This is a genomic window from Paenibacillus sp. FSL H7-0737 (assembly GCF_000758545.1).
GTDB lineage: Bacteria > Bacillota > Bacilli > Paenibacillales > Paenibacillaceae > Paenibacillus_AQ.
Window position 1 is genome coordinate 4677294 of sequence record NZ_CP009279.1, and the last position, 20844, is coordinate 4698137.

The window sequence follows — 20844 nt, forward strand, 5'->3', positions numbered from 1 at the left end:
CAGCCTTAATGAGTTACTATATAAATCAAACCACTTGTTCAGGGGTATATTCGTACATATAATCTTGGTTGATAACTTGTTTTTCTTTCACTTCGGATGGAAACATAGCTTCTGCCATACGAATAGCTTTCAGCATGCCCTTCGCCTTATTCACCGTTTCTTCATACTCTTTCTCGGGAACCGAATCCCAAACGATACCTGCTCCGGCCTGTACGTACGCACGACCTTTTCGGAAGATGATGGTACGAATGGTGATACAAGAATCCATGTTTCCTGAGAACCCTAAATATCCAATTGCTCCGGCATAAGCACCTCGAGCTTCTTTTTCCAGCTCTGCTATAATCTCCATAGCTCGCAGCTTCGGTGCCCCAGAAACCGTTCCGGCAGGCAGACAGGAGAGAAAGGCATCAAAGAAATCTTTATCCTCACTGAGCGTGCCTGACACATTCGATACCATGTGCATGACATGGGAGTATCTTTCAATCTCCATAAAGGAATCACATTTTACTGAACCAAATTTGGATACTCTCCCTAGATCATTACGACCCAGATCAACAAGCATCAGATGTTCCGCACGTTCTTTTTCATCCTCCAAGAGCTCCGCAGCAAACGCCCGGTCTGATGCTTCACTGTCACCCCTTGGTCTAGTTCCAGCAATCGGCCGTGTCTCCACACGATTTCCATCTACCTTTACGAGTGCTTCAGGTGAAGTACCAACAATAATCTCCTCGTCCATTTTCAAATAGTACATATAAGGAGAGGGGTTAAGAGTTCTGAGCATCCGGTATACATGCAATGGAGAAACTTCCGTTTCAATATGCAACCGCTGTGACAATACCACTTGAAAAATATCGCCTGAGCGAATATATTCCTTCGCCTGTTCTACATTGTTGATGTACTGCTCTTTAGTGAGATTAGAATGAATCTCTCCAAGCTCGATATCCTGCGGAATGCTGCGACGATTCACATTTTCCTTAGGGCCTTCTTTTTGTAGATCTTCGGCCATAGCCTCCAGCTTACGACTCAGGCTTTCATAATTGGATCTGATATCCGAATCTGTATCTCCGTCTTTTACATGCAGGTTACCAACAAGCAGAATCTGTTGCTTCACATGGTCAAAAACAATAATCCGATCGCAAAACATAAATCTTATATCATCCATTTGGAGATCATCCACAGGATGCTGAGGTAACTTCTCATAATATTGCAGCAGATCATATCCGAAAAATCCGATAGCCCCTCCAGTAAATGGAGGCATTTCGTCAAGCTTAGGACTACGGTATGAACGAAGTAACGCTTTAAGCTCCTCAATCGGCTTTCCGTATAGTTGCTTCTTCTCTCCGCCGACTTCAACGTTAATTGCACCCTTTTTACCGGATATCATCAAAAAGGGATCGCTACCGATGAACGAATACCGTGCCCATTGTTTTCCACCCTCTACACTTTCAAGTAAGAACGCGCGATCACGTTCAGCGAAACGTTGGAATAATCGGATAGGTGTTTCCATATCCGCGAGCAGTCGCTTTACAACAGGAATCAGATTATAATCCCGCGACAGCTTTACCACCTCTTGAACACTTGGATTCGTCATTGTTAGATGCCCCCTTAGATATATGAATGGTTCCGAAATACAAAAAAACCCTCTACCGAAGTAGAGGGTTTGTGTAAGTAAGTATATGTTTTTGAGCATTGATTAGCATAATTATGTAGTGTGTACAGACTTATCCCTAAATAAGATATATCACTGATAAATGACTTCAGTGCATATCAAAATAAAGACTCTGCTTACACGATACATGCTAATCTAAAAAACTTCTCGCACTCTGCTCAACTATACTCATCTCAACTAAACTAAACTCTTCTATACTCGGCTAACTACACTATACATGATGACGAGGGTCATTGACAACCCACAACTATAATTTAAGACTTGCTCTCTGATAAATCCGGACGTAGCTTCTGAGCCTCATTCAGATAAACGTGGCGAATCTCACGCTGCGATTTATCCGTATTAATCTGTACCATCAACCGGATACACATCGGCAAGCTTCCTTTAACTGGGATTTCCGTTGAACACATAAGTGGAACCATTTCCCAGCCTTCAATCTCACGAATAGCTCTTGCAGGAAAAGTAGCATCCAGATCATTGGTCATCGTAATCCATACATTGCTTATATTCTCAGCTATAACATCATTACGTTCTACGATCTCCCGCAGCAATATAACGGTCTCACGTAAAATCTCTGCCTCTTCGTTCTTAGTCACGGTTGTTGCTCCGCGAATTCCTCGGTTTACCACGGTCTTCCCTCCTTCTTAAGCTCTGCGAGAACCTCTCGCACAAGCGACTCCTGCACATCGTTCACAATGCTTACAGAGCCTATGGAATCAGGCACGATAAAGGTCATCTTGCCTTCCTTGAATTTCTTATCATGCATCATAGCGTCCATCAGTTCATCTTCATCATACTCGGAAGGAAGCCGTACAGGCAGTGACAGCGCGGTCAGCATAGATACAGTGTCCTCATAAATGAAAGTATCCCGCCCAAGCTTCGCCGCCAATAGCGCTGAACCCGCCATCCCAATCGCAATCGCTTCTCCGTGCAGAAACACCCCATACCCACCAACTGCTTCAATGGCATGTCCGATCGTATGTCCGAGGTTCAATATCGCTCGAAGTCCATGCTCACGCTCATCATTAGCCACTACATCTGCCTTAATTGCACAGCCACGCTCTAAAGCATAACCTAAGGCTTCGACATTCAGCTCTAGCAGCTCTTCGGCATGATCACGACACCAATATGCGAACTCTTTGTCCACGAGGAGACCGTGCTTTACCACTTCAGCCAGACCTGATGACACTTGCCGTGCTGGAAGAGTACTTAGTGTATCCAAATCGTAGAGTACCATTGACGGTTGATAGAAAGCCCCTATCATATTTTTGGCTAATGGATGATTGACCGCCACTTTACCACCTACACTACTATCATGAGCTAGGATCGTCGTCGGAATTTGCAGAAAGCCGATTCCACGCATATAGGTTGCTGCTACAAATCCTGCTAAATCGCCAACCACGCCGCCGCCTAAAGCTAAAACTGCTGAATTGCGGTCTAATCCTGCTTGAATCGCGGTTGTCATGACTTCTTCATACACGGCTAATGATTTAGAGGCTTCACCTGCCGTCATTATGTGACTAACCACAGTATAGCCGTGAGAACGTAAACCTTCTTCAAGAGCCGGCAAGTACCTTGGCGCTACTTCAGTATCACTCACTACTAACAGTGGACTACGCTCCGAAAATCCGGCCTCAGCACAATAATGGGCGATGTCCTTTAGTAAACCACTACCGATAAGAATAGGATACGAGCGGTCGCCCAAATCTACATTAATAGTACGCATAATTAGTAGCTCTCCAGCTGTGATAGGTAATTTTCATAGTTCGCTTTAATTTCTTCCAGTGAGTCGCCACCGAATTTATCAAGGAATGCTTTTGCGATTTCCCAAGCCACTACGTTTTCCAGAACAACACACGCCGCTGGAACTGCACAAGCATCGGAGCGTTCAACTTGCGCTGTAAATGGTTCTTTCGTGTCAATATCTACACTTTGAAGCGGTTTATAAAGGGTAGGGATCGGCTTCATGACACCGCGTACTACAACCGGCATGCCGTTAGTCATACCACCTTCAAAACCACCTAAGCGATTACTTGCACGGTAGTATCCTTTAGAAGCTTCATACATAATTTCATCATGGACTTGCGATCCACGCAATTTGCCAGCTTCAAACCCAATGCCAATTTCAACGCCTTTGAATGCATTAATCGACATTACCGCCCCAGCGATTGCTCCGTCAAGCTTCCGATCAGACTGTACATAACTGCCAAGTCCGATAGGAAGTCCTTCGACGATACATTCAACGATTCCACCGATGGAGTCGCCCTCTTCCTTAATCTGATCTATGTAAGCCTCCATCTTCTGTTCCGTTTCTTTGTCGACAACTCTAACAGAGGACTGTTCTGTCCGCTCAATCAGCTCATCGATAGGCAGATCGTTAGCAGGTGCTTCAATTTCACCGATACGAATAACTTGCCCTGCTACCTTCACGCCAAAAGCTGCAAGCAGCTGTCTGGCTACAGCGCCACATGCGACTCTGGCTGCTGTTTCGCGAGCACTGGAGCGCTCCAGTACGTTACGAAGATCCGTATGGTTGTACTTCAATCCGCCGTTCAGGTCTGCATGGCCAGGACGCGGCCGATTTACGCGGCGTTTTTCTTCGTCACTGCCAGGAATAGGCTCGATATTCATGATGTTCTTCCAGTGGGTCCAGTCTTTATTCTCTACTACCAAGGCTACTGGAGCACCTGTAGTATAGCCATGACGCACTCCACCTACAATTTGTGCCGTATCTTTCTCAATCTGCATGCGACGTCCACGTCCATAACCCTTTTGTCGACGCTGCAATTGAAAATTAAGCTCTTCAAAATCCAATGTCAAATTACTTGGCAATCCCTCAATAATGGCCGTAAGCTGGGGGCCGTGCGTTTCCCCCGCTGTTAAATAGCGCAAACTCATGCTGCGTTCCCCCTTTTATACTTTTAAACTGTAAACCGCTAAAATCCTAATGATCTTTGCTCATTATAGTATAGGCAATCCTCTTTGACAAGAAAGGGATATCCCTAAAACGACTCCATTCGCGACAAAATGAATTGGTTTTTGTGTAAAGAAAAAGCGCCATTCATACTCTAAAGAGTATGAATGGCGCTCCTCGGCTCGGTCCGGCACTTGTTAGCTTCCGATCCGCTGACTTGTTGAAGGAAATGTAGACTTACGCTCTTCCAGTTGCAGAAGGCGCTTCAATTGCATTTCTTCTACACCGAGAATTTGCCCGCACTCACGAACGGTAATAAAGCCTCGTTTGTACGCGGCAATGACCTTGCTTTTGTCCATCGGTTTAACGATCCTTTCGCTTAGCTTACAGATTCTACTACCCAGTATCACTGAACGATAGCGAAAGTATACCTATAAAAGTACACAGACGAAGGAGCAAGAAGTATTTATTTTTTACGATAGAAAAAGGTTTCCGTCGATTCAAAGCCATATTGCGCTGGCGTAAAGATCTGCTCTGTACTACCTACAAACAAATACCCGCCTGGACGTAAACTAGCCGAGAACTTATGGTAGAGCTTATTCTTCGCCTCTTCAGTAAAATAGATCATTACATTGCGACAAATGATAAGATCAAAACCCTCATCGAACTTGTCCAGCAGTAGGTTCTGTTTACGGAAATCTATGTTTTTCTTAAGCGTGTCGCTAACTTTTAATAAATGACCCTCGGGTTTAAAATAACGAGCAGCAACATCCTTAGGCACATCCTTTAAAGAACGTTCCAGATACAAACCTTGCTTTGCTTTGGAAAGCGCACCGTCGTCAATATCCGTAGCCAGAATGCCAGTCTGTCCCAATAAATTCTTATCCGATAAAATCATAGCCAGCGTATAGGGTTCTTCTCCAGTGGAACATGCAGCACTCCACAGTTTCAATCTGCGACCAGATTGTTGTATGTCAGGAAGAATGATATCTCGCAGTACTTCCCACCGATTCGGATTCCGCCAAAACTCGGAGACATTAATCGTCATTCGGTCCAAAAATTCATAAAATAATTCCTTGTCCTTCATCATTGCGGCAAAAAAATCACTAAAGGTTTGATATCCATTCTTCACACGAAGAGTCGTTAAACGCCGCTTCATCTGCGCTTCTTTATACTGAGCCAGATCAATTCCGGTGCTTTGCTTAACATGATGAATAAACCCGATGTAATCTGAATCTGCTGTTAATGCTGCAACATTACGATCAGACATGTTAATCCCCCGCCTCCCGCTTGGCTCCTACATCCAGACTGCGATCTCTTTGTTATAAAGATTCAATTCATCTGGAGTAAAGAAATTAGCAATTTCTCGTTCTGCACTTTCAGGCGAGTCTGATCCATGAATTAAATTAAGCGGTGTATGGCTGGCAAAGTCGCCTCGAATCGTACCCGGCAAGGCTTCTCCTACTTTCGTCTTACCAATGAGCATACGGGATAATGCTACAACATCATCACCTTCCCATACCATTGCAAACACTGGACCTGAAGTTATAAAAGAAACCAACTCTCCAAAAAAGTCCTTGCCAGCATGCTCCGCATAATGTCTTTTTGCTTGGTCTTCACTAACTGTAATCAGCTTTGCAGCGACCAGCTTAAAGCCCTTATCTTCAAAGCGTGAGACAATACGCCCAATTAATCCACGTTGTACTCCATCCGGTTTGACCATCAGATACGTCTTTTCCATAGAGGCACTCTCCAATTTCCCATTAGTTGGGTTGTTTTGACGCTATCTTAACAGAAACCGAGCTTTCTGGAAACGTTTAATTTCATGATCACCAAAATACTAATAAGCTCTACCTGTTACAAAAAAGGCAATATCGCGCAGATTACGCTTAGTCTTGTTGTTAGGCAACTGATCTAGTGCAGCAAGTGCCTTAGCGATATATCGCGAAGCCAGCTCCTCGGAACGGGTGATTCCGTCTCCAGAAAGAATAAGATCAATAGCACGCCCTACTGTGCTGTGCCCTTCACGAATAGACTTCAACTCTTCAAGAAGCGGAGCTCGCAATCTTTCATCCTCCAGGCTATAAATGACAGGAAGGGTGATGTTCCCTTGCCGCATATCACTTCCTGGAGGTTTACCGATTTGCTTTTCGGTGCCTGAGAGGTCAAGTAAATCATCACGAATCTGGAAAGCCATCCCTACATTATATCCATAATTATAAAGTAGACGAGCCACCTCTGGTTCAGCATCAGCAGCAAGTGCACCTAATTGGCAACTGACTGCAATCAACAGCGCTGTTTTGCGGCGAATCCGCCGCAGGTAATGACGCACACTTTGCTCACTGTTGAAGAAGTCACGAATCTGCTCCATCTCACCGATCGACATTTCTATCATAGCCTTGGACAAAATCTGATGAATTCGCGGATTCTTCAGCTCCGTCGTCATCACCAGTGCTTTCGCATATATGTAGTCACCGGTGTACATGGCAATTTTATCGCCCCATTTGGCCTTAACAGTAAGTTCACCTCGGCGCAGTTCTGCATCGTCAATGACATCATCGTGAACTAGTGAAGCGCTATGAATTAGTTCTAGCGGTATCGCCACACGCTTCAGCTTCTCAAGATCATACTTTCCAAATTTCCCACCCATCAAAACAAATACGGGACGCAATCTTTTACCGCCAGCTTTTAATAAATGCAGAGAAGTCTCGGTTAGTAGGTCGTCATCACCCTGTACGCTACGGTACAAATCTTTTTCAATCTGATCCATGTCTCTGTTCAGTAATCCGAATATTTGCAGTCGTTTCATTCCTTCACCCGTGTCAACAGTTTATGACTCCAAATCTCCATCTTCACTGCCTGCGGCAGCAGACCCATCTCATAGGCATAGCGGAAATAGAGGTTCAGACCTTTCTGCTGCCTTTCTCCAAAATCATAGCTTAAATTGCGAAAGTACCCTTCCCAATAAGACTTAGTTCCTCCAATTGTCGAACAGGCTGCAAGTACTATAGGATCTAAATCACTTAATCCCCGCAGTTTACTCTCAGCAAAAGCTTCTGCAATCTCCGCAATAGCTTCCGGTTTGTCATTCGCAGCTTTTCGATTCACTGCCCAGACCGCAAAGGTCATCCCTATGCCCGTCCATTCTTTCCAAAGCTCCGCCAGATCCGTAACGATATACCCTTGATGCTGCCAAGAGGCTTTAATCGCATGATCACCAATGAGTAAGCAGGCATCTGCTTGATGCATCATAGCATCCAAATCAGGATTAGCGCTAATATATTCTGGTTTATTGCCAAAAGCCTTTTCCATTAAAATTTTCAGCAAATTTACCGATGTTGCAGAAGTGTTCGTAACAGCAATCGTACCTGTACCTATCTGTGCAAGAGGCACTCGAGAAAAAAGAAAAATAGACCTCACAGGACCGTCCGCACTTACCGATAAATCAGGTAACAGCAATAACTTATCACTGGCTTCAGCATACGCAAAAGAGGATAATGCACCCACATGAATCGTTCCACGACTCATCCCCTGATTAAGAATGGCAGGTACCTCACTCACCATCTCTGCCGGATATTTCAGTGCAGAGGGATGAAAATTGTGAAATACCGGCCATGAGTTAGTATAGCTGATTTTACCTATGATGGTGTGGCTGTTATTCTCCATCCTTTCAATCCCCCCATCTGCGAAATAATTGATGTTCAATATTAAAGCTGTCAAGCACTTTACCCACCATGAAATTAATCAGATCATCCATACTTTGTGGCCCAAAGTAAAACGCCGGCATTGCCGGAATGATCCGAACCCCCAGACGGGACAGCTTCAACATATTCTCAAGATGAATAGCATGCAGAGGTGTCTCACGAGGAACAAGGACCAGTGGACGTCCTTCCTTAAGCATAACATCAGCAGCACGAGTCATCAGATTGTCGGAGGTTCCATTAGCAACCGCAGACAATGTTCCCATGGAACAAGGCATAATAATCATTCCCTCCACACGAAACGAACCACTTGCAATAGATGCACCGATATCAGCGACAGGATGATAAAGTAGAGAACCGGGATAGCCTTTGAACTTTTCGTTCAAAAAGCCTTCCCGGTCTGATGCGATATAACCTAGTTCTTCTTTAAAAACGCGCCAGCCCGCATTACTTACTACCAAATGAACGGAGTAGCCTAGCGATAGCAACGTTTCGATCAGACGAATACCATAAATAGCACCGCTTGCCCCAGTAATTCCAACCACGAAGTTTTTCGGTTTAGTAAGCGTCATTTTTTGAAATGCACCACCAAGTCAATCAAAGTGAAAGAGAACACCACGATGCTTAGCACGCCGTTCATAGTGAAAAAAGCGGTCTGTAAACGACTGAGATCACTCGGAGATACAATATAATGCTCATAAAAGAGAATAATATATGCGAGGATCATACCAGCCACATACCACCAGCTTAAATCCGTCAAAAACAGCAGCGATACGAATCCAATCGCCGTAAGAATGTGAAACACACGGGCAATAACGAGTGCACCTTGGACCCCAAATCGCACTGGAATGGATTTTAAGCCTTCTTTAAGATCAAATTCAACATCCTGACAAGAGTATATAACATCAAAACCAGCCGTCCAAAACACAATTGTGAAGTAAAATACCATTGAAGTCCAATTCACACTACCGGTCACAGCTACCCAGCCGCCCAGCGGTGCAAGCGCAATGGTAAGGCCGAGGATAAGATGGCATGCCCATGTAAAGCGCTTAGTGAATGAATAAATAACAAGAAGGAATACAGCGATAGGTAACAGCTTAGCTGACAAAGGATTCAATTTAAAGGCTGCCCAAAAGAGCAAGAAAAACGAAATGCCTATAAAAATGACAACTTCACCGATCTTTAGTAACCCTGCAGGAATCGCTCTTCCCGCTGTGCGTGGATTCTTGGCATCACTGATTCGGTCTATCAATCGATTCAATCCCATAGCTGCACTTCGTGCTCCAAACATAGCGATTACAATCCAGCCAATTTGACTCCAGGATGGGAGGCTATCATTCATGACCACAGATCCCAGTAAAGCACCCATAAAGGCAAAGGGTAAAGCAAATACCGTATGTTCAAACTTAATCATTTGTAAAAAGATACCGATTTTCTTAAACATTCCTGTTCTCCTTGAGCCCAATATGTAATGCCGCGATGCCTCCGGTCAAGGGGAAGGATTCCACTTTTTGAAGTCCGGTTTCACGGAAAATAGTGGCCAGTTGCTCCCGGTCTGGGAACATTGCCAATGATTCTGGCAGCCATTTGTATTGCTCGTACCTTTTCGCGAATAACTTACCAAGCAATGGAAGTACACGCTGGAAATAAAAGAAATATACACCTTTAAACGGCTGTTTCATCGGCTTGGATAGCTCCAAACACACAACCATTCCACCAGGTTTTACTACCCGCTTCATTTCGTTAAGCACTTGAACAGGATCTGGCACATTGCGTAGTCCGAATCCAATCGTTGCATAATCAAACGCATTGTCATCAAAAGGCAGCTCCATAGCATTGCCCTGCACCAGCGAAATACGGTCCTGAAGCTTGCGCTCTTCCACTTTGCGGCGACCTACTTCAAGCATACCTGCGCTGAAATCCAGTCCGATTACATTGCCAGTCTGCGAAGCTTCCGCCAAAGCGATGCTCCAATCACAGGTTCCGCAACATAGGTCAACGGCCGAATCCCCGCGCTTCATCCCCATCTTCTTCATCGTGAATTTACGCCATGCCTTGTGGCGGCGAAAGCTTAGGATGTCATTCATCAAATCGTATTTTCCAGCAATACTCTCAAATACGGAATGTACAAACTGCTCTTTTGGTTTGCTGTTGTCACCCACAGCAGTTGTCGTTTTTTCCATAGTCATCCCTTAACCCTCCACGGCTGCTTGTCCTGTGACCTTCATCTGCAGGAGAAAACGATCCAGCGCGATCTCTAGCTCTCTAAGTAAACTCTCGTCTTTAACGCTTTGCAATAGTCCCTGAATAGACTGAAGCGATTGATGAAGCTTGTCCGTCAGTTGCGAATCACATTTATATTTCATTTTTAGCATCTTCCATTCCTTCTGATCAAGGTTCAGGTCTTGAAGTTGCTTACGTTCTTCCTCTGTTGCAGTCTCCATCATCTTCCAATAGCAATAGCCATTCCCTGCATTCGCAGGATCATCACTACGAAGAAGCTCAATAGCAACGGTCTCGCACTGACTGAATTCTGCCAGCAGTTTTTCCCACAGCTCCACTAAGGAGTTCTCAATCATAGGCGTAAAAGAAAGGAACAGCCGCATATTCAGCTGTACCATGTGCCGCAAGTATTGTTCAGCCGAAAGGCGTATGCCTCTCATCTTCACGTAGAGATTCGCTTTCAAGACATTGAAATCTGCAATCGCCTTACTCAAGATTCCAATCATCTCGATCTGATCACTCTTTGCAAGCAAATGGTAAAACCAGCTGCTGAAGTAATCGCCAGCTAGTACCTTCAATTGACGGGAACGCATAGGGTCTCCTCCCCGTCTATCATTCGAACGGTCAATGACCTCATGCGTGTCCAGACCTAGTTGAACAAGCGCTGTCACAAGCGTGTACAACTCTCCGGCACTTCCTTTTGCAGAAGAAGCATGATTTAGAAAAATATATAACAAATGACCCCGGCCATCAGAAAACGGCGGCAAATCCGTATGCTTCTGAATCATGTCGTAGTCGGTGTAGGGTTTAGCCAGTTGCGGTATGCAGTACGGTTTCATTTCAGCCTCCGAAGCCATTGACATAATAATAATTCGTTTGTTCACAATCTTGTCTATTATATCACATGTTTTTTTGTCACGCACTGTGGTACGCCTGAGTTTCTTTTAATCCTTTCAAGGATAAATGAACTGTTTCTTCCAGAGCTCGGTTTCACTAATGCGGAAGCCCGTTTTGAGACGATCCGATATAGGAAGATTACCCGCAGACTGAAGTTCATCTTGCAGCGTATAAGACCATTCAGAACGTCTGATATCACCAGCTAACAGCAGTCGGCGGCTACCAAGCCATTTATCTTCTACCACAATGCGAAGTAGAAGTTGATCCACATTCGAGGTTTCCTGAATAGCAAAGGAAATGGCCTGAGCCATATTTTGATAGAGTTCCTCAGGTTCATGATCGTTCCCGCTCACTTTCAGATCCAGTGACAGAACATGATCTTCCCAGCCAACGCTATCTATGGATAAGGTCAACGGAAGAGCGCCCAGAACATCAACAAGATTGTCATTGCCCAGCACTGTGTTATGGTTGCCAGTAAAAGTCTCCACTGTCCCATTTCTCTGCTGTACGGATGAGTCTAAGTCTGCCAGTTTCGGCAAAATAACAGCAGAGGTCGCAGTCAAGAGTAGTACGGCACCAATCAACCAGGCTTTGTTCATGGACACGCCCCCCTTATCCATAGTACCCACTTTTTTTGCGGATATGATCATTCACCCTTACTATATTTTGAAAAAAAGCAGGCTATGCCTGCTTTTCAGCTTTCACTTTCCAATTGTCCGTGTTTCGTTAAAATTTCAGCTTTTCCGCGGATTTTCATTGCTGAGGTATGATCGGTAAATTGGGCAATCAACACCTCACCCTTGTCTAGCTTCTCTGTATGATGAAAGCGTGTATCCGTACCTCTAGTTAGCCCAATGACTTGAACGCCATTTTCTTTGGCCTTAACCACAATATAGTCGCTACCTGTCGGAAGCGGATTTTCGCTCGTATTTTTATCCGTCATCGCTGATCCTCCTCTAAACCTAATGTACAGCCCATGCTATTCCAAAAACAAATGCCGCCTTGGAGGGCGGCATAGTTGTTACTTAAAAAGACTATGGGATTGATATGTAGAAATCTTTATTTGATTCCGTCTTTCAGCGCTTTACCAGGTTTGAATGCCGGTACCTTGCTTGCAGGAATTTCGATTTCTTCACCAGTTTGTGGGTTACGGCCTTTACGTGCGGAACGTTCGCGCACTTCAAAGTTTCCGAATCCAACCAGTTGTACTTTATCACCGCTTTGCAGCGCTTCTGTAATTGCTTCGAAAACCGCATCTACAGCTTTAGTAGCATCCTTCTTGGGAAGTTCAGTTGCTTCTGTAACTACATTGATCAAATCAGATTTATTCATGTTTTCTCACCTCCCTGAGTAAATTTCCGGTATCATACACTGTTTCCGTTTAAACGTAAAATATACGTGATAATCCCGTTTATTACTGAACACTGGCGCCCATAGACCTTGAAGCGCAACAAACTTATAGTAATACAGCCCATCCATAAATTCAAGCAGTTAGACAAAAAAGGAGTAGAAATTATCATCTATGCTTGCATAAACATCTAATTCCCATCTAATTTTATAGACCTATAAGACCAGGTTAATTCTTCTTTTCAGAAAAAAAATTGAGTCAGATTCACCGTTATTATAGGAACTAGGAATCAAGTTTCGTTATTTTTACGCATAAAAAGAGTGGGATCTCTCCCACTCTTCCAATCTGCTTAAATTTAAGTTAGAGAATAATTGCAATAAGTCCGCCTGAGCCTTCATTGATGATCCGACCAAGCGTTTCTTGCAATTTGTAGCGCGCATTATCCGGCATCATCGCGATCTTGCCTTGAATACCTTCCCTCACAATGGAATGCAAGGAGCGCCCAAAAATATCGGATTCCCAAATCTTAATTGGGTCGTTCTCGAAATCCTGCATCAAATAACGGACCAACTCTTCACTTTGTTTCTCTGTACCAATGATTGGTGAGAACTCAGATTCAACATCAACACGAATCATATGAATAGATGGTGCGGTGGCCTTTAAGCGAACCCCAAAGCGAGAGCCTTGACGAATCAGCTCTGGTTCATCTAGCGCCATTTCAGCTAGTGAAGGAGCAGCAATACCATAACCGGTAGTCTTGACCATTTCTAAAGCTTCAGAGAAACGGTCGTACTCTCTTTTCGCGTGTGAGAATTCCTGCATCAGCTGGAGCAAGTGATCTTTACCGCGGATTTCAACCCCTACTACCTCCATCAGAACCTGATCATACAGCTCTTCTGGGGCATACAGATCGATCTCTGCTACACCCTGACCCATGTTCATACCACTTAGGCCTGCTTTATCGATAAAATCATACTCTGTGAACTGAGATACGAGCCGGTCAACATCCCGCAAGCGGCGAATGTCTTTTACCGTATCGCGAACGGAGTTCTCATAGCTACTACGCAGCCAGTGATTCTCTCCAAGCACCATGACCCAGCTTGGCAAGTTCACATTTACTTCATGAACAGGGAATTCGTACAATACTTCACGCAGTACACCTGTTACATCCTCTTCGGTCATGTTTGCTGCGCTGAGTGTCATGACAGGGATATCGTATTTGATGGCTAGCTCGCTACGGAGCTGCTGTGCTTCCTCACTGCGTGGGCGAGTGGAGTTAATGACAAGCACAAATGGCTTACCCACTTCCTTCAGCTCTGCAATGACGCGCTCTTCAGAGTCCACGTACGAGTTCCGCGGAATTTCTGCAATCGTACCATCTGTTGTTACTACAACACCAAGCGTTGAATGCTCCTGGATGACCTTACGGGTCCCGATTTCTGCCGCTTCCTGAAAAGGAATTGGCTCCTCAAACCAAGGTGTAGAGATCATTCGTGGTCCATTCTCATCCTCGTAGCCTTTAGCGCCTTCTACAGCGTAACCCACACAGTCTACCAGTCGAACGTTAACCTCAAGCCCTTCCGCAACCTTGATTTGGACTGCGTTGTTAGGCACGAACTTAGGTTCAGTGGTCATAATTGTTTTGCCTGCTGCGCTTTGCGGAAGCTCATCCACAGCTCTTACCCGATCTGCCTCATTCGTGATGTTAGGCAGGACAATTGTTTCCATGAAGCGCTTGATAAATGTCGATTTCCCCGTGCGAACCGCGCCGACGACGCCAAGATAAATGTCTCCGCCGGTACGCTCGGCAATGTCCTTGAAAATATCCACTTTTTCCAAAAGAGATCCCCTCCTCATATTACTCCGAAGAAAAAATGCCTGAAGAGCATCGACTTCGCGTTCCGCCGGTAATCTGACCCTTGCAGGACATCAACCGGACTTATCGTATGCCCGCCCGAAGCCTAGCTGCTTTCGACCGGGACGTACTGGCCCCGCGCTAAACTCCGAATGCTCGGACATGCATTTGGACTAGTATCATCATATGTATCCGGAACGAATTTATGACCCATAATCGCGCATTTTGCAATGTAATTTCTAAAAATTAGTTGTGCGCGCCGCAAGGCGTCTGACGCCCGGAAGCTTTCTCATCCATCATATGAGGTAGGGTTCATTGATAGAACTAACAAAATAGCCAGCTATAATAGCTGGCCCAATCCAATATATGCGTATATACTCTCTATTTCAGTAGCGTAATACCAAATGAAGCTCCGGCATTCCCGGCAAATACAATATTGCCCTTAATAGGTAGTACAACCTCATTGTTACTACTAATGACCGTGTTATTCACTAGGGCTCCCGTTTCATCGTATACCATAAAAGCACCTTTTGCTGGCATCTTAACTACCATTTTCTTTCCAGCCGCTGTTTCGGGAACACTGAACCATCTAGCATAACCATCAGCTTGTATCGTAGCTATCGACGATTTGCCTTTATAGAGCGGCTTCACTCCGTCCTCACTCATATACAAGGTTCCAGCCGCATTAAAGTACTCTATGCCCTCTTTGGCATAGAAAAGAATATCAAATGTATCTCGGCCCGCGATGCCAGGAATTTGGTGCTGGCTCCCAGCCGTATTTGGACCTGTTATCTTCATACCTTTGAAATAACCCTCACTTGTCTGTATTGTTGGCCTAATCATGTTCATATAGGTGATGGAACTGAATTTCTCGCTGACTGGATAGTATAACTTACCTTCTCTTTTTGCCCATGCATCTGCGGTTTGTTTATTCAGTGCTGCAACTTCCAATTTCTCCGCCTTATATTCAGAATACGCAAGCTGGCCTAATTCAGGAACCGAAATATACTGGCTCATCCACAAATAAGTCCGTCCGTTGCTTTCCTTTACAAAATTAACCTTTGTGCTGCCTTCCTCATCAACAAAAGTTCCATCCGTGGTGTAAATAAATTTTTGTTCCGGAGCAGTCATTCCTGATAACAAGAGTTCCCCGTCTTTGATAGCTACCTTCCACTGATCGCCTAGAGTACTGTAATAACCTGCGTATTTCACAAGATCTTTTGGCATGTCAGCCTTAACTGGCTTGCCAAATGATTTATCTGGCTTGATTTCTGTAATTGCGCCCTTCTCTTTCATCGCCTGAAGGAGCAGTTCACTTGCCAGCAGTTGATTAATTGAGGAGCTCCCGCCCGAGGTAATGACTGCTGCAGCCATATTCTGTACAGGAAGCACGACGAGGGAGGATTGATACATCTGTGTATCTCCTCCTTTAACAAGAGCTTTTATACCATAATCGTTAAAAGGGAATAATCGCACACTATCCCAACCAAGTCCGTAGTCAGCAGAATTATCCCCGTCTTTGGGCCAAAATCCCTTTCTATACTCTTCTTGCTCCATGGCCTGTACTGATTTGGTTGAGAGTACATCTGCTCGCTTCCCAGTAAAGATTTGCGAGAATCGGACCAAATCCTCCGCAGTAGAGTAGACTCCGCCTGTACCAATCGCATTGGTCGTCTCCGTTGGAAGCTGCCCCTCATATGCAGGAGAGTAAAGGCCGGCAAATTTGCTTGAATCTACCATGTCTTGTGGCGTCATGGTATGGTTCATACCCAAAGGTACAGCAAAATTGTCATGAATGAATGTAGTAAATGTCATGTTACTGACTCTTTCTACAAGAATTTCTGCGAGCGTGAATCCATCATTGCAATACACTGAAAAAGCTCCCGGTTCTGCCTTTAATTTCTGTGTAGACAAGTTCTCCAGCAGTGAATCGTGTACGTACGTATCTGGATCATTGAATAAAAATGCACTGTTTAAACTCGAACCCTGCAAACCGGATGAGTGATTCAACAACATGCGTGGGGTAATCTTTTTATAACGTTCATCTTCCATTTTAAAATCCGTAATATATTGTACGACAGGAGTATCGAGATTAATCTTGCCTTCATCAACTAATTTCATGACCGCTGACGCCGTAAACATTTTGCTCGTAGAGCCAATACCATAGATTGTTTCCTTCGTTAAAGGGATTTTTCCTGCTTTGTCGTTTATTCCTGTTTGTCCCGATACTTTGATCACTCCATTGTCGATCAAAGCATACTGTACGCTGGTTATCCCATATTGTTCAGTTAGAAGCGCTGCTTTCTCAGCAGCGAGCTTCTCTAGTGTCTTAGAAGAAACCGTAGCTACGCTGGAAGCCATCGCGCTTGTAGGAATAAGTGGGGTCAGGGCTAAGGCCGCTGCAAGCGTCCATATGATATTTTTTTTCATGTCATCAACATCCTTTTGTTTCTAATTTTGAACAATTATGAATTATTCACGATTCATCTCTAGCCTGAACTGAATCTCCTTTCTTACCTTCATTCTAGCAATCCAGTCTTACGCGCCATTAAACAGAACCTTAATTCCATCTACGATTTATGTAAGACAATTAAGCTTCTGTTAAGGCAATATCTGAACAACACAAAAACGCCTAATCCTTCGGATATAACCGAAGCTTAGACGCTCTTAAGCTTTAACTTTCACTTCAACTAGGAGACTGCGGGACAGGCTGATTGTTAATCCATAGATACGGCAAAGACTTCACGGGCACGTAATAGGAAGCTTCCTCCAGATCTAGTCGCAAATCTTTTTTCTCGTCATGTTCCCCACCATTCTTTTCGATGGCAGCTATAATATCAAAGACATAATCTACATAGACCATTCCAGCCTTATCCATGATGAAATCAAGAACCTGCCCGGAATAGACGCTAGTTAATGATATGGAGCTTGTTCCTGCCTTCTTATGATCAATGGTGTAAAGTCCAGGATATAGCTCATCAAGTACGGGCAAAGAGCCGTCATGAGCTGATTTATAACGATTAATCTGACGCTGCACATCATTCACCTTTTGAACGGTAACAAGGTCCATCACCTTAACTACTGGATCACTTTCCTCATTCAAAATAAGAAAATAAGCGCTTCCGCCCTGTTCAAAAGCCGTAGCCGGAATATCATCCAAATATCCCTTATTGTTCAGCTTGCCTAGGTCTATCCGGAACTTCTCATATCTTGGAGTAGCTTCATCCGCATTAAGGATCGGAAGCACACCTTCCTCTTGTTGAAAATCATCAACGGCTGCTTGTATCCGTTTAACACTTTCCCGATAATTAACGCTAGCACGCTTTTCTTCTCCAGGATACAGACATCCGGAAAGAGTAAGAGCGATTGACATCACTACCAGAAAAAGTCTTGCTCCTGCCTTTAGCTTCTTCTTTCTTCGTATAAACTCCAACCGAGTCCCTCCCACGGTGACAATCTAACACTACCACAGCTCATCTTCTTCCCCACGCCGCGCAGCTTCAAGCTTACGGCGTACAGCAGCCTTAAGTGGATCTTCTGGCACCTGAACGGTCACATCGCTCCATACGGCAGCCTGACAAGCCAGACGCACTCCTTCTTCTAACGTAGTTCCAAGCTTACGTCGTTCAATATCCCCTGGCGGTCTCAGCGCTGTGGCCTCTTCAGTCGCAATTTTAACCTTGCACATCAAACAGCCTGCTTTGCCTCCACAGCGAGTGGTAATCGTCACTCCGGCTTTACGAGCTGCCTCCAGTACCGAGATACCACGATTCACCACAGCTTTACGACCTTCAGGTTGAAACATAACGGTGACGCCATTTTGCGATTTCATGATGTTACTTCCTTCCTCAACATTATGTAACTGCTTACATAATCGAAACAACTCCGCCCAATAGGCCAACTAACATGATGACAAACGCAAGGATAGATAGCAGTGCTTTAAGCAGTCCCTTTGTTTTGCTCCGAGCAAAAGTTATTAGAAATACAGACAGTCCCATAATCAGCATTGCAATCAGGGACAACCACATTTTTGTCATCGGATCCAAGGTCAAAGCCCCCATTCGCCTGTAATATATTAGGGATTATTATATCATGACCTTATCCTATTCTGTAAAAAAACATCATTTTTTATATATTATTATTAAGATATTTTAGCTGAGAGAGTTTTACAATAAATAAAAAAAGAGCAAAAGATAACAGAATCTCATGGATTCTGGATCTTTTGCTCACCCAACCTAAAGCTATTTTTTAAGCATCATTTTCATTAAAGACTCCATTGTGCCGGAACCTGCGCCGCCTTTTTTGACGGCATTAATAATTTCCTGCACAGTAGCTTCACTGACCGGCACTTTCGCCATCGATGACACCTGCTTAATTAACTGGCGGAGCTGGGCTTCATTCTGCGTAGTTCCTGGTTTGACCGTACTGGCTAGCTTTTTGACGGCACTTTCCGTAATGTTCTTGCCCGCCTTTTTGTTAATGGCGTTCAATGCATCCTTGGAAAAATCTCTGCTCACTTTTCATCCCTCCTCCGTCAATCCCCAATACAACATATGAGAATTTGCGGAAAAAGGTGAACAGGATCAGGAATGCCACTGCTCCCAAGTTTCCTGAGATATTGCCTCAAGCTCAGGTTTACGATCACGGCCCATCAGAGCCTCAACAGCACTACGTGGACTTCTACCTTTAAATAGGACATGATAAATTTGATCTGTAATGGGCATTTGGACCCCTAGCTTGATGGAAATGGCATAAGCTGCCTCCGTGGTACGAATACCTTCGACAACCATTCCCATCGACTCCAGTACCTCATCCAGTGGTTTCCCTTGCCCGAGCATAAAGCCAGCACGCCAGTTACGGCTGTGCTGGCTCGTAGCAGTCACTACTAGATCGCCAACACCTGCAAGCCCTGCAAAGGTCAAAGGATTCGCTCCAAGCTCGACGCCCACCCGAGAAATCTCGGCCAGTCCACGTGTCAGAAGCGCCGCCTTAGCATTATCCCCAAATCCTAGACCATCGGATAAACCTGCACCGAGTGCAATAATATTCTTTAGTGCGCCGGCAAGCTCTACTCCTACCTGATCACGGTTCGTATATACACGAAAATCATTGTTTATGAACAATTCCTGTGCTTCAGCAGTACGCTTATCATCAGGTGAAGCCACAACAACTGTAGTAGGACACAGGCGCACTACTTCCTCTGCATGACTCGGTCCGGAGAGAACGACAATCTGACCTTCGTCACAGCCGAGTTCTTCAGCAATAACTATGGACATCCGTTTCTTGCTTTCAGTCTCAAAGCCCTTCGTAGCATGAACGCATAGCATTTCATCCTTCCAGAACGGCTTCAGACTGCGAGCAACCTGTCGCATACCTGAAGATGGGGCTACAATAACAACCGCTTTAGAACCGGAAACTGCGGTCTCCAGATCGGTGGTTGCAATGATGTTTGCGGGCAGAGAAATCCCCGGTAAATACTTATTATTGATATGAGAACCATTGATCTCGGCAGCTTGATCAGAGTTACGTGTCCACAGATAAACTTCCGAGTGATTCGCAGCCAGCACACTTGCCAGCGCAGTTCCCCAGCTCCCCGCTACTAGTACGGTTACTTTATCAGACAACACGATTCCCTCCTTTTACTTTTGAGCCTATCTTGTTCTCACGGCCCTCTACAATCTTAACAATGTTCGTCCGGTGCCGCCAGAAGGCAAAAACCGCAATGATAATACTGGTCCAGAGCACAGGCTGTGTAAATCCTGTCAATAATAGAAAAACCGGTGTCAGCGCGACAAAAATCAACGAGCCAAGTGACACGTAACGAGTGATAAAGATAGATCCTATGGCGATAACACCAGCGAGCAGTGCAGGCCATAAACACAGTGTGGCCATAACACCGATCGTAGTAGCGATGCCCTTTCCGCCACGGAAACGGAAGTAAAGCGGCCAGTTATGTCCGACAATGGCAGCGATTCCGCAAAGAGCAGCAACCCAGGTTCCCCAGCCGCCTACCCAAGTTCCTAACCAAACTGCGGCAACACCCTTCAGTACATCCAGCACTAGCACAGATATCGCAGGACCTTTTCCCAGTACACGCAGTGTATTGGTAGCCCCCGCATTGCCGCTCCCATATTGACGGATATCAATTCCCTTTAGTAGCTTGGCGAACAGCACACTAAAGCTGACAGAACCAAGCAAATAGCTTACAACGATAACCAGAAGTTCAAGCGCCACACT

The 20844-nt window shown here is 44.9% G+C and carries 24 protein-coding genes; all 24 read right to left on the reverse strand.

The window, feature by feature from the left end; translation table 11 throughout:
• Positions 1 to 25: 25 nt before the first annotated feature.
• On the reverse strand, positions 26 to 1591 hold the full coding sequence (gene trpE, locus H70737_RS20520) for an anthranilate synthase component I (protein WP_042190178.1): 1566 nt from the start codon (positions 1589 to 1591) through the stop codon (positions 26 to 28).
• A 332-nt stretch (positions 1592 to 1923) separates the two neighbouring features.
• Entirely contained in the window at positions 1924 to 2298 is a 375-nt protein-coding gene (gene aroH / locus H70737_RS20525; protein ID WP_042190180.1) for a chorismate mutase, read from the reverse strand.
• Positions 2292 to 3395 carry a 3-dehydroquinate synthase gene (gene aroB / locus H70737_RS20530; protein WP_042190182.1) on the reverse strand — a complete coding sequence of 368 codons (1104 nt, stop codon included), beginning with the start codon at positions 3393 to 3395 and terminating at the stop codon, positions 2292 to 2294. The genes aroH and aroB overlap by 7 nt, the downstream gene beginning before the upstream one ends.
• A gap of 2 nt (positions 3396 to 3397) precedes the next feature.
• Positions 3398 to 4567, reverse strand: a complete 1170-nt coding sequence (aroC, locus tag H70737_RS20535) for a chorismate synthase (RefSeq protein WP_042190184.1) — start codon at positions 4565 to 4567, stop codon at positions 3398 to 3400.
• A 213-nt stretch (positions 4568 to 4780) separates the two neighbouring features.
• Positions 4781 to 4942, reverse strand: coding sequence for a hypothetical protein (locus H70737_RS31090; RefSeq protein ID WP_170880309.1), 162 nt, complete (start codon positions 4940 to 4942; stop codon positions 4781 to 4783).
• A gap of 107 nt (positions 4943 to 5049) precedes the next feature.
• Positions 5050 to 5853, reverse strand: coding sequence for a CheR family methyltransferase (locus tag H70737_RS20540; protein WP_042190186.1), 804 nt, complete (start codon positions 5851 to 5853; stop codon positions 5050 to 5052).
• Between the two features lie 27 nt (positions 5854 to 5880).
• Positions 5881 to 6324: a nucleoside-diphosphate kinase gene (ndk, locus tag H70737_RS20545; protein ID WP_042190188.1), complete on the reverse strand. Its 444-nt coding sequence runs from the start codon at positions 6322 to 6324 to the stop codon at positions 5881 to 5883.
• 99 nt (positions 6325 to 6423) lie between these two features.
• Positions 6424 to 7392: a polyprenyl synthetase family protein gene (locus H70737_RS20550; RefSeq protein WP_042190190.1), complete on the reverse strand. Its 969-nt coding sequence runs from the start codon at positions 7390 to 7392 to the stop codon at positions 6424 to 6426.
• Positions 7389 to 8249 (reverse strand): menaquinone biosynthetic enzyme MqnA/MqnD family protein, encoded by an 861-nt coding sequence (locus H70737_RS20555; RefSeq protein WP_042190192.1) that lies wholly within the window; start codon positions 8247 to 8249, stop codon positions 7389 to 7391. Before H70737_RS20555 ends, H70737_RS20550 begins: the two co-directional genes overlap by 4 nt.
• A 4-nt stretch (positions 8250 to 8253) precedes the next feature.
• Positions 8254 to 8856 (reverse strand): UbiX family flavin prenyltransferase, encoded by a 603-nt coding sequence (locus tag H70737_RS20560; protein ID WP_042190195.1) that lies wholly within the window; start codon positions 8854 to 8856, stop codon positions 8254 to 8256.
• Positions 8853 to 9728, reverse strand: coding sequence for a UbiA-like polyprenyltransferase (locus H70737_RS20565; protein ID WP_042190197.1), 876 nt, complete (start codon positions 9726 to 9728; stop codon positions 8853 to 8855). The genes H70737_RS20560 and H70737_RS20565 overlap by 4 nt, the downstream gene beginning before the upstream one ends.
• The gene (locus H70737_RS20570; protein WP_156113159.1) at positions 9721 to 10473 is read right to left on the reverse strand and encodes a demethylmenaquinone methyltransferase; all 753 of its coding nucleotides are present in this window, start codon (positions 10471 to 10473) and stop codon (positions 9721 to 9723) included. Before H70737_RS20570 ends, H70737_RS20565 begins: the two co-directional genes overlap by 8 nt.
• Before the next feature lie 3 nt (positions 10474 to 10476).
• Positions 10477 to 11430, reverse strand: a complete 954-nt coding sequence (locus tag H70737_RS20575; RefSeq protein WP_231573320.1) for a heptaprenyl diphosphate synthase component 1 — start codon at positions 11428 to 11430, stop codon at positions 10477 to 10479.
• Between the two features lie 30 nt (positions 11431 to 11460).
• Positions 11461 to 12003: a hypothetical protein gene (locus H70737_RS20580; protein ID WP_042190202.1), complete on the reverse strand. Its 543-nt coding sequence runs from the start codon at positions 12001 to 12003 to the stop codon at positions 11461 to 11463.
• A gap of 95 nt (positions 12004 to 12098) precedes the next feature.
• Entirely contained in the window at positions 12099 to 12347 is a 249-nt protein-coding gene (gene mtrB / locus H70737_RS20585; protein WP_042190204.1) for a trp RNA-binding attenuation protein MtrB, read from the reverse strand.
• Positions 12348 to 12463: 116 nt separating this feature from the next.
• Positions 12464 to 12736 (reverse strand): HU family DNA-binding protein, encoded by a 273-nt coding sequence (locus tag H70737_RS20590; protein WP_036676223.1) that lies wholly within the window; start codon positions 12734 to 12736, stop codon positions 12464 to 12466.
• Between the two features lie 376 nt (positions 12737 to 13112).
• Positions 13113 to 14591, reverse strand: a complete 1479-nt coding sequence (spoIVA, locus tag H70737_RS20595; RefSeq protein WP_042129583.1) for a stage IV sporulation protein A — start codon at positions 14589 to 14591, stop codon at positions 13113 to 13115.
• Positions 14592 to 14988: 397 nt separating this feature from the next.
• Positions 14989 to 17037 (reverse strand): serine hydrolase domain-containing protein, encoded by a 2049-nt coding sequence (locus H70737_RS20600; protein ID WP_042190206.1) that lies wholly within the window; start codon positions 17035 to 17037, stop codon positions 14989 to 14991.
• Between the two features lie 256 nt (positions 17038 to 17293).
• The gene (locus H70737_RS20605) at positions 17294 to 18040 is read right to left on the reverse strand and encodes a YphF family lipoprotein (RefSeq protein ID WP_042190208.1); all 747 of its coding nucleotides are present in this window, start codon (positions 18038 to 18040) and stop codon (positions 17294 to 17296) included.
• Between the two features lie 30 nt (positions 18041 to 18070).
• The gene (locus H70737_RS20610; protein WP_042190210.1) at positions 18071 to 18439 is read right to left on the reverse strand and encodes a 2Fe-2S iron-sulfur cluster-binding protein; all 369 of its coding nucleotides are present in this window, start codon (positions 18437 to 18439) and stop codon (positions 18071 to 18073) included.
• 34 nt (positions 18440 to 18473) lie between these two features.
• A complete protein-coding gene (locus tag H70737_RS20615; RefSeq protein WP_042129589.1) occupies positions 18474 to 18653 on the reverse strand; it encodes a DUF2768 family protein in 180 nt (59 codons plus the stop codon).
• A 195-nt stretch (positions 18654 to 18848) separates the two neighbouring features.
• On the reverse strand, positions 18849 to 19124 hold the full coding sequence (locus H70737_RS20620; protein ID WP_042190213.1) for a stage VI sporulation protein F: 276 nt from the start codon (positions 19122 to 19124) through the stop codon (positions 18849 to 18851).
• 66 nt (positions 19125 to 19190) lie between these two features.
• A complete protein-coding gene (locus H70737_RS20625) occupies positions 19191 to 20231 on the reverse strand; it encodes an NAD(P)H-dependent glycerol-3-phosphate dehydrogenase (protein ID WP_042190215.1) in 1041 nt (346 codons plus the stop codon).
• Entirely contained in the window at positions 20224 to 20841 is a 618-nt protein-coding gene (gene plsY, locus H70737_RS20630; protein ID WP_042129592.1) for a glycerol-3-phosphate 1-O-acyltransferase PlsY, read from the reverse strand. Before plsY ends, H70737_RS20625 begins: the two co-directional genes overlap by 8 nt.
• Positions 20842 to 20844: the final 3 nt, after the last annotated feature.

What these genes read in the sequence shown, in the direction of transcription:
- ndk (WP_042190188.1), bottom strand. Translation starts at nt 6,324, where the DNA reads ATGGAAAAGACGTATCTGATGGTCAAACCGGATGGAGTACAACGTGGA.
- trpE (WP_042190178.1), bottom strand. Translation starts at nt 1,591, where the DNA reads ATGACGAATCCAAGTGTTCAAGAGGTGGTAAAGCTGTCGCGGGATTAT.
- H70737_RS20570 (WP_156113159.1), bottom strand. Translation starts at nt 10,473, where the DNA reads ATGACTATGGAAAAAACGACAACTGCTGTGGGTGACAACAGCAAACCA.
- H70737_RS20555 (WP_042190192.1), bottom strand. Translation starts at nt 8,249, where the DNA reads ATGGAGAATAACAGCCACACCATCATAGGTAAAATCAGCTATACTAAC.
- H70737_RS20565 (WP_042190197.1), bottom strand. Translation starts at nt 9,728, where the DNA reads ATGTTTAAGAAAATCGGTATCTTTTTACAAATGATTAAGTTTGAACAT.
- mtrB (WP_042190204.1), bottom strand. Translation starts at nt 12,347, where the DNA reads ATGACGGATAAAAATACGAGCGAAAATCCGCTTCCGACAGGTAGCGAC.
- H70737_RS20610 (WP_042190210.1), bottom strand. Translation starts at nt 18,439, where the DNA reads ATGAAATCGCAAAATGGCGTCACCGTTATGTTTCAACCTGAAGGTCGT.
- H70737_RS20590 (WP_036676223.1), bottom strand. Translation starts at nt 12,736, where the DNA reads ATGAATAAATCTGATTTGATCAATGTAGTTACAGAAGCAACTGAACTT.
- H70737_RS20550 (WP_042190190.1), bottom strand. Translation starts at nt 7,392, where the DNA reads ATGAAACGACTGCAAATATTCGGATTACTGAACAGAGACATGGATCAG.
- H70737_RS20600 (WP_042190206.1), bottom strand. Translation starts at nt 17,037, where the DNA reads ATGAAAAAAAATATCATATGGACGCTTGCAGCGGCCTTAGCCCTGACC.
- H70737_RS20540 (WP_042190186.1), bottom strand. Translation starts at nt 5,853, where the DNA reads ATGTCTGATCGTAATGTTGCAGCATTAACAGCAGATTCAGATTACATC.
- aroB (WP_042190182.1), bottom strand. Translation starts at nt 3,395, where the DNA reads ATGCGTACTATTAATGTAGATTTGGGCGACCGCTCGTATCCTATTCTT.
- H70737_RS31090 (WP_170880309.1), bottom strand. Translation starts at nt 4,942, where the DNA reads ATGGACAAAAGCAAGGTCATTGCCGCGTACAAACGAGGCTTTATTACC.
- H70737_RS20560 (WP_042190195.1), bottom strand. Translation starts at nt 8,856, where the DNA reads ATGACGCTTACTAAACCGAAAAACTTCGTGGTTGGAATTACTGGGGCA.
- H70737_RS20580 (WP_042190202.1), bottom strand. Translation starts at nt 12,003, where the DNA reads ATGAACAAAGCCTGGTTGATTGGTGCCGTACTACTCTTGACTGCGACC.
- aroC (WP_042190184.1), bottom strand. Translation starts at nt 4,567, where the DNA reads ATGAGTTTGCGCTATTTAACAGCGGGGGAAACGCACGGCCCCCAGCTT.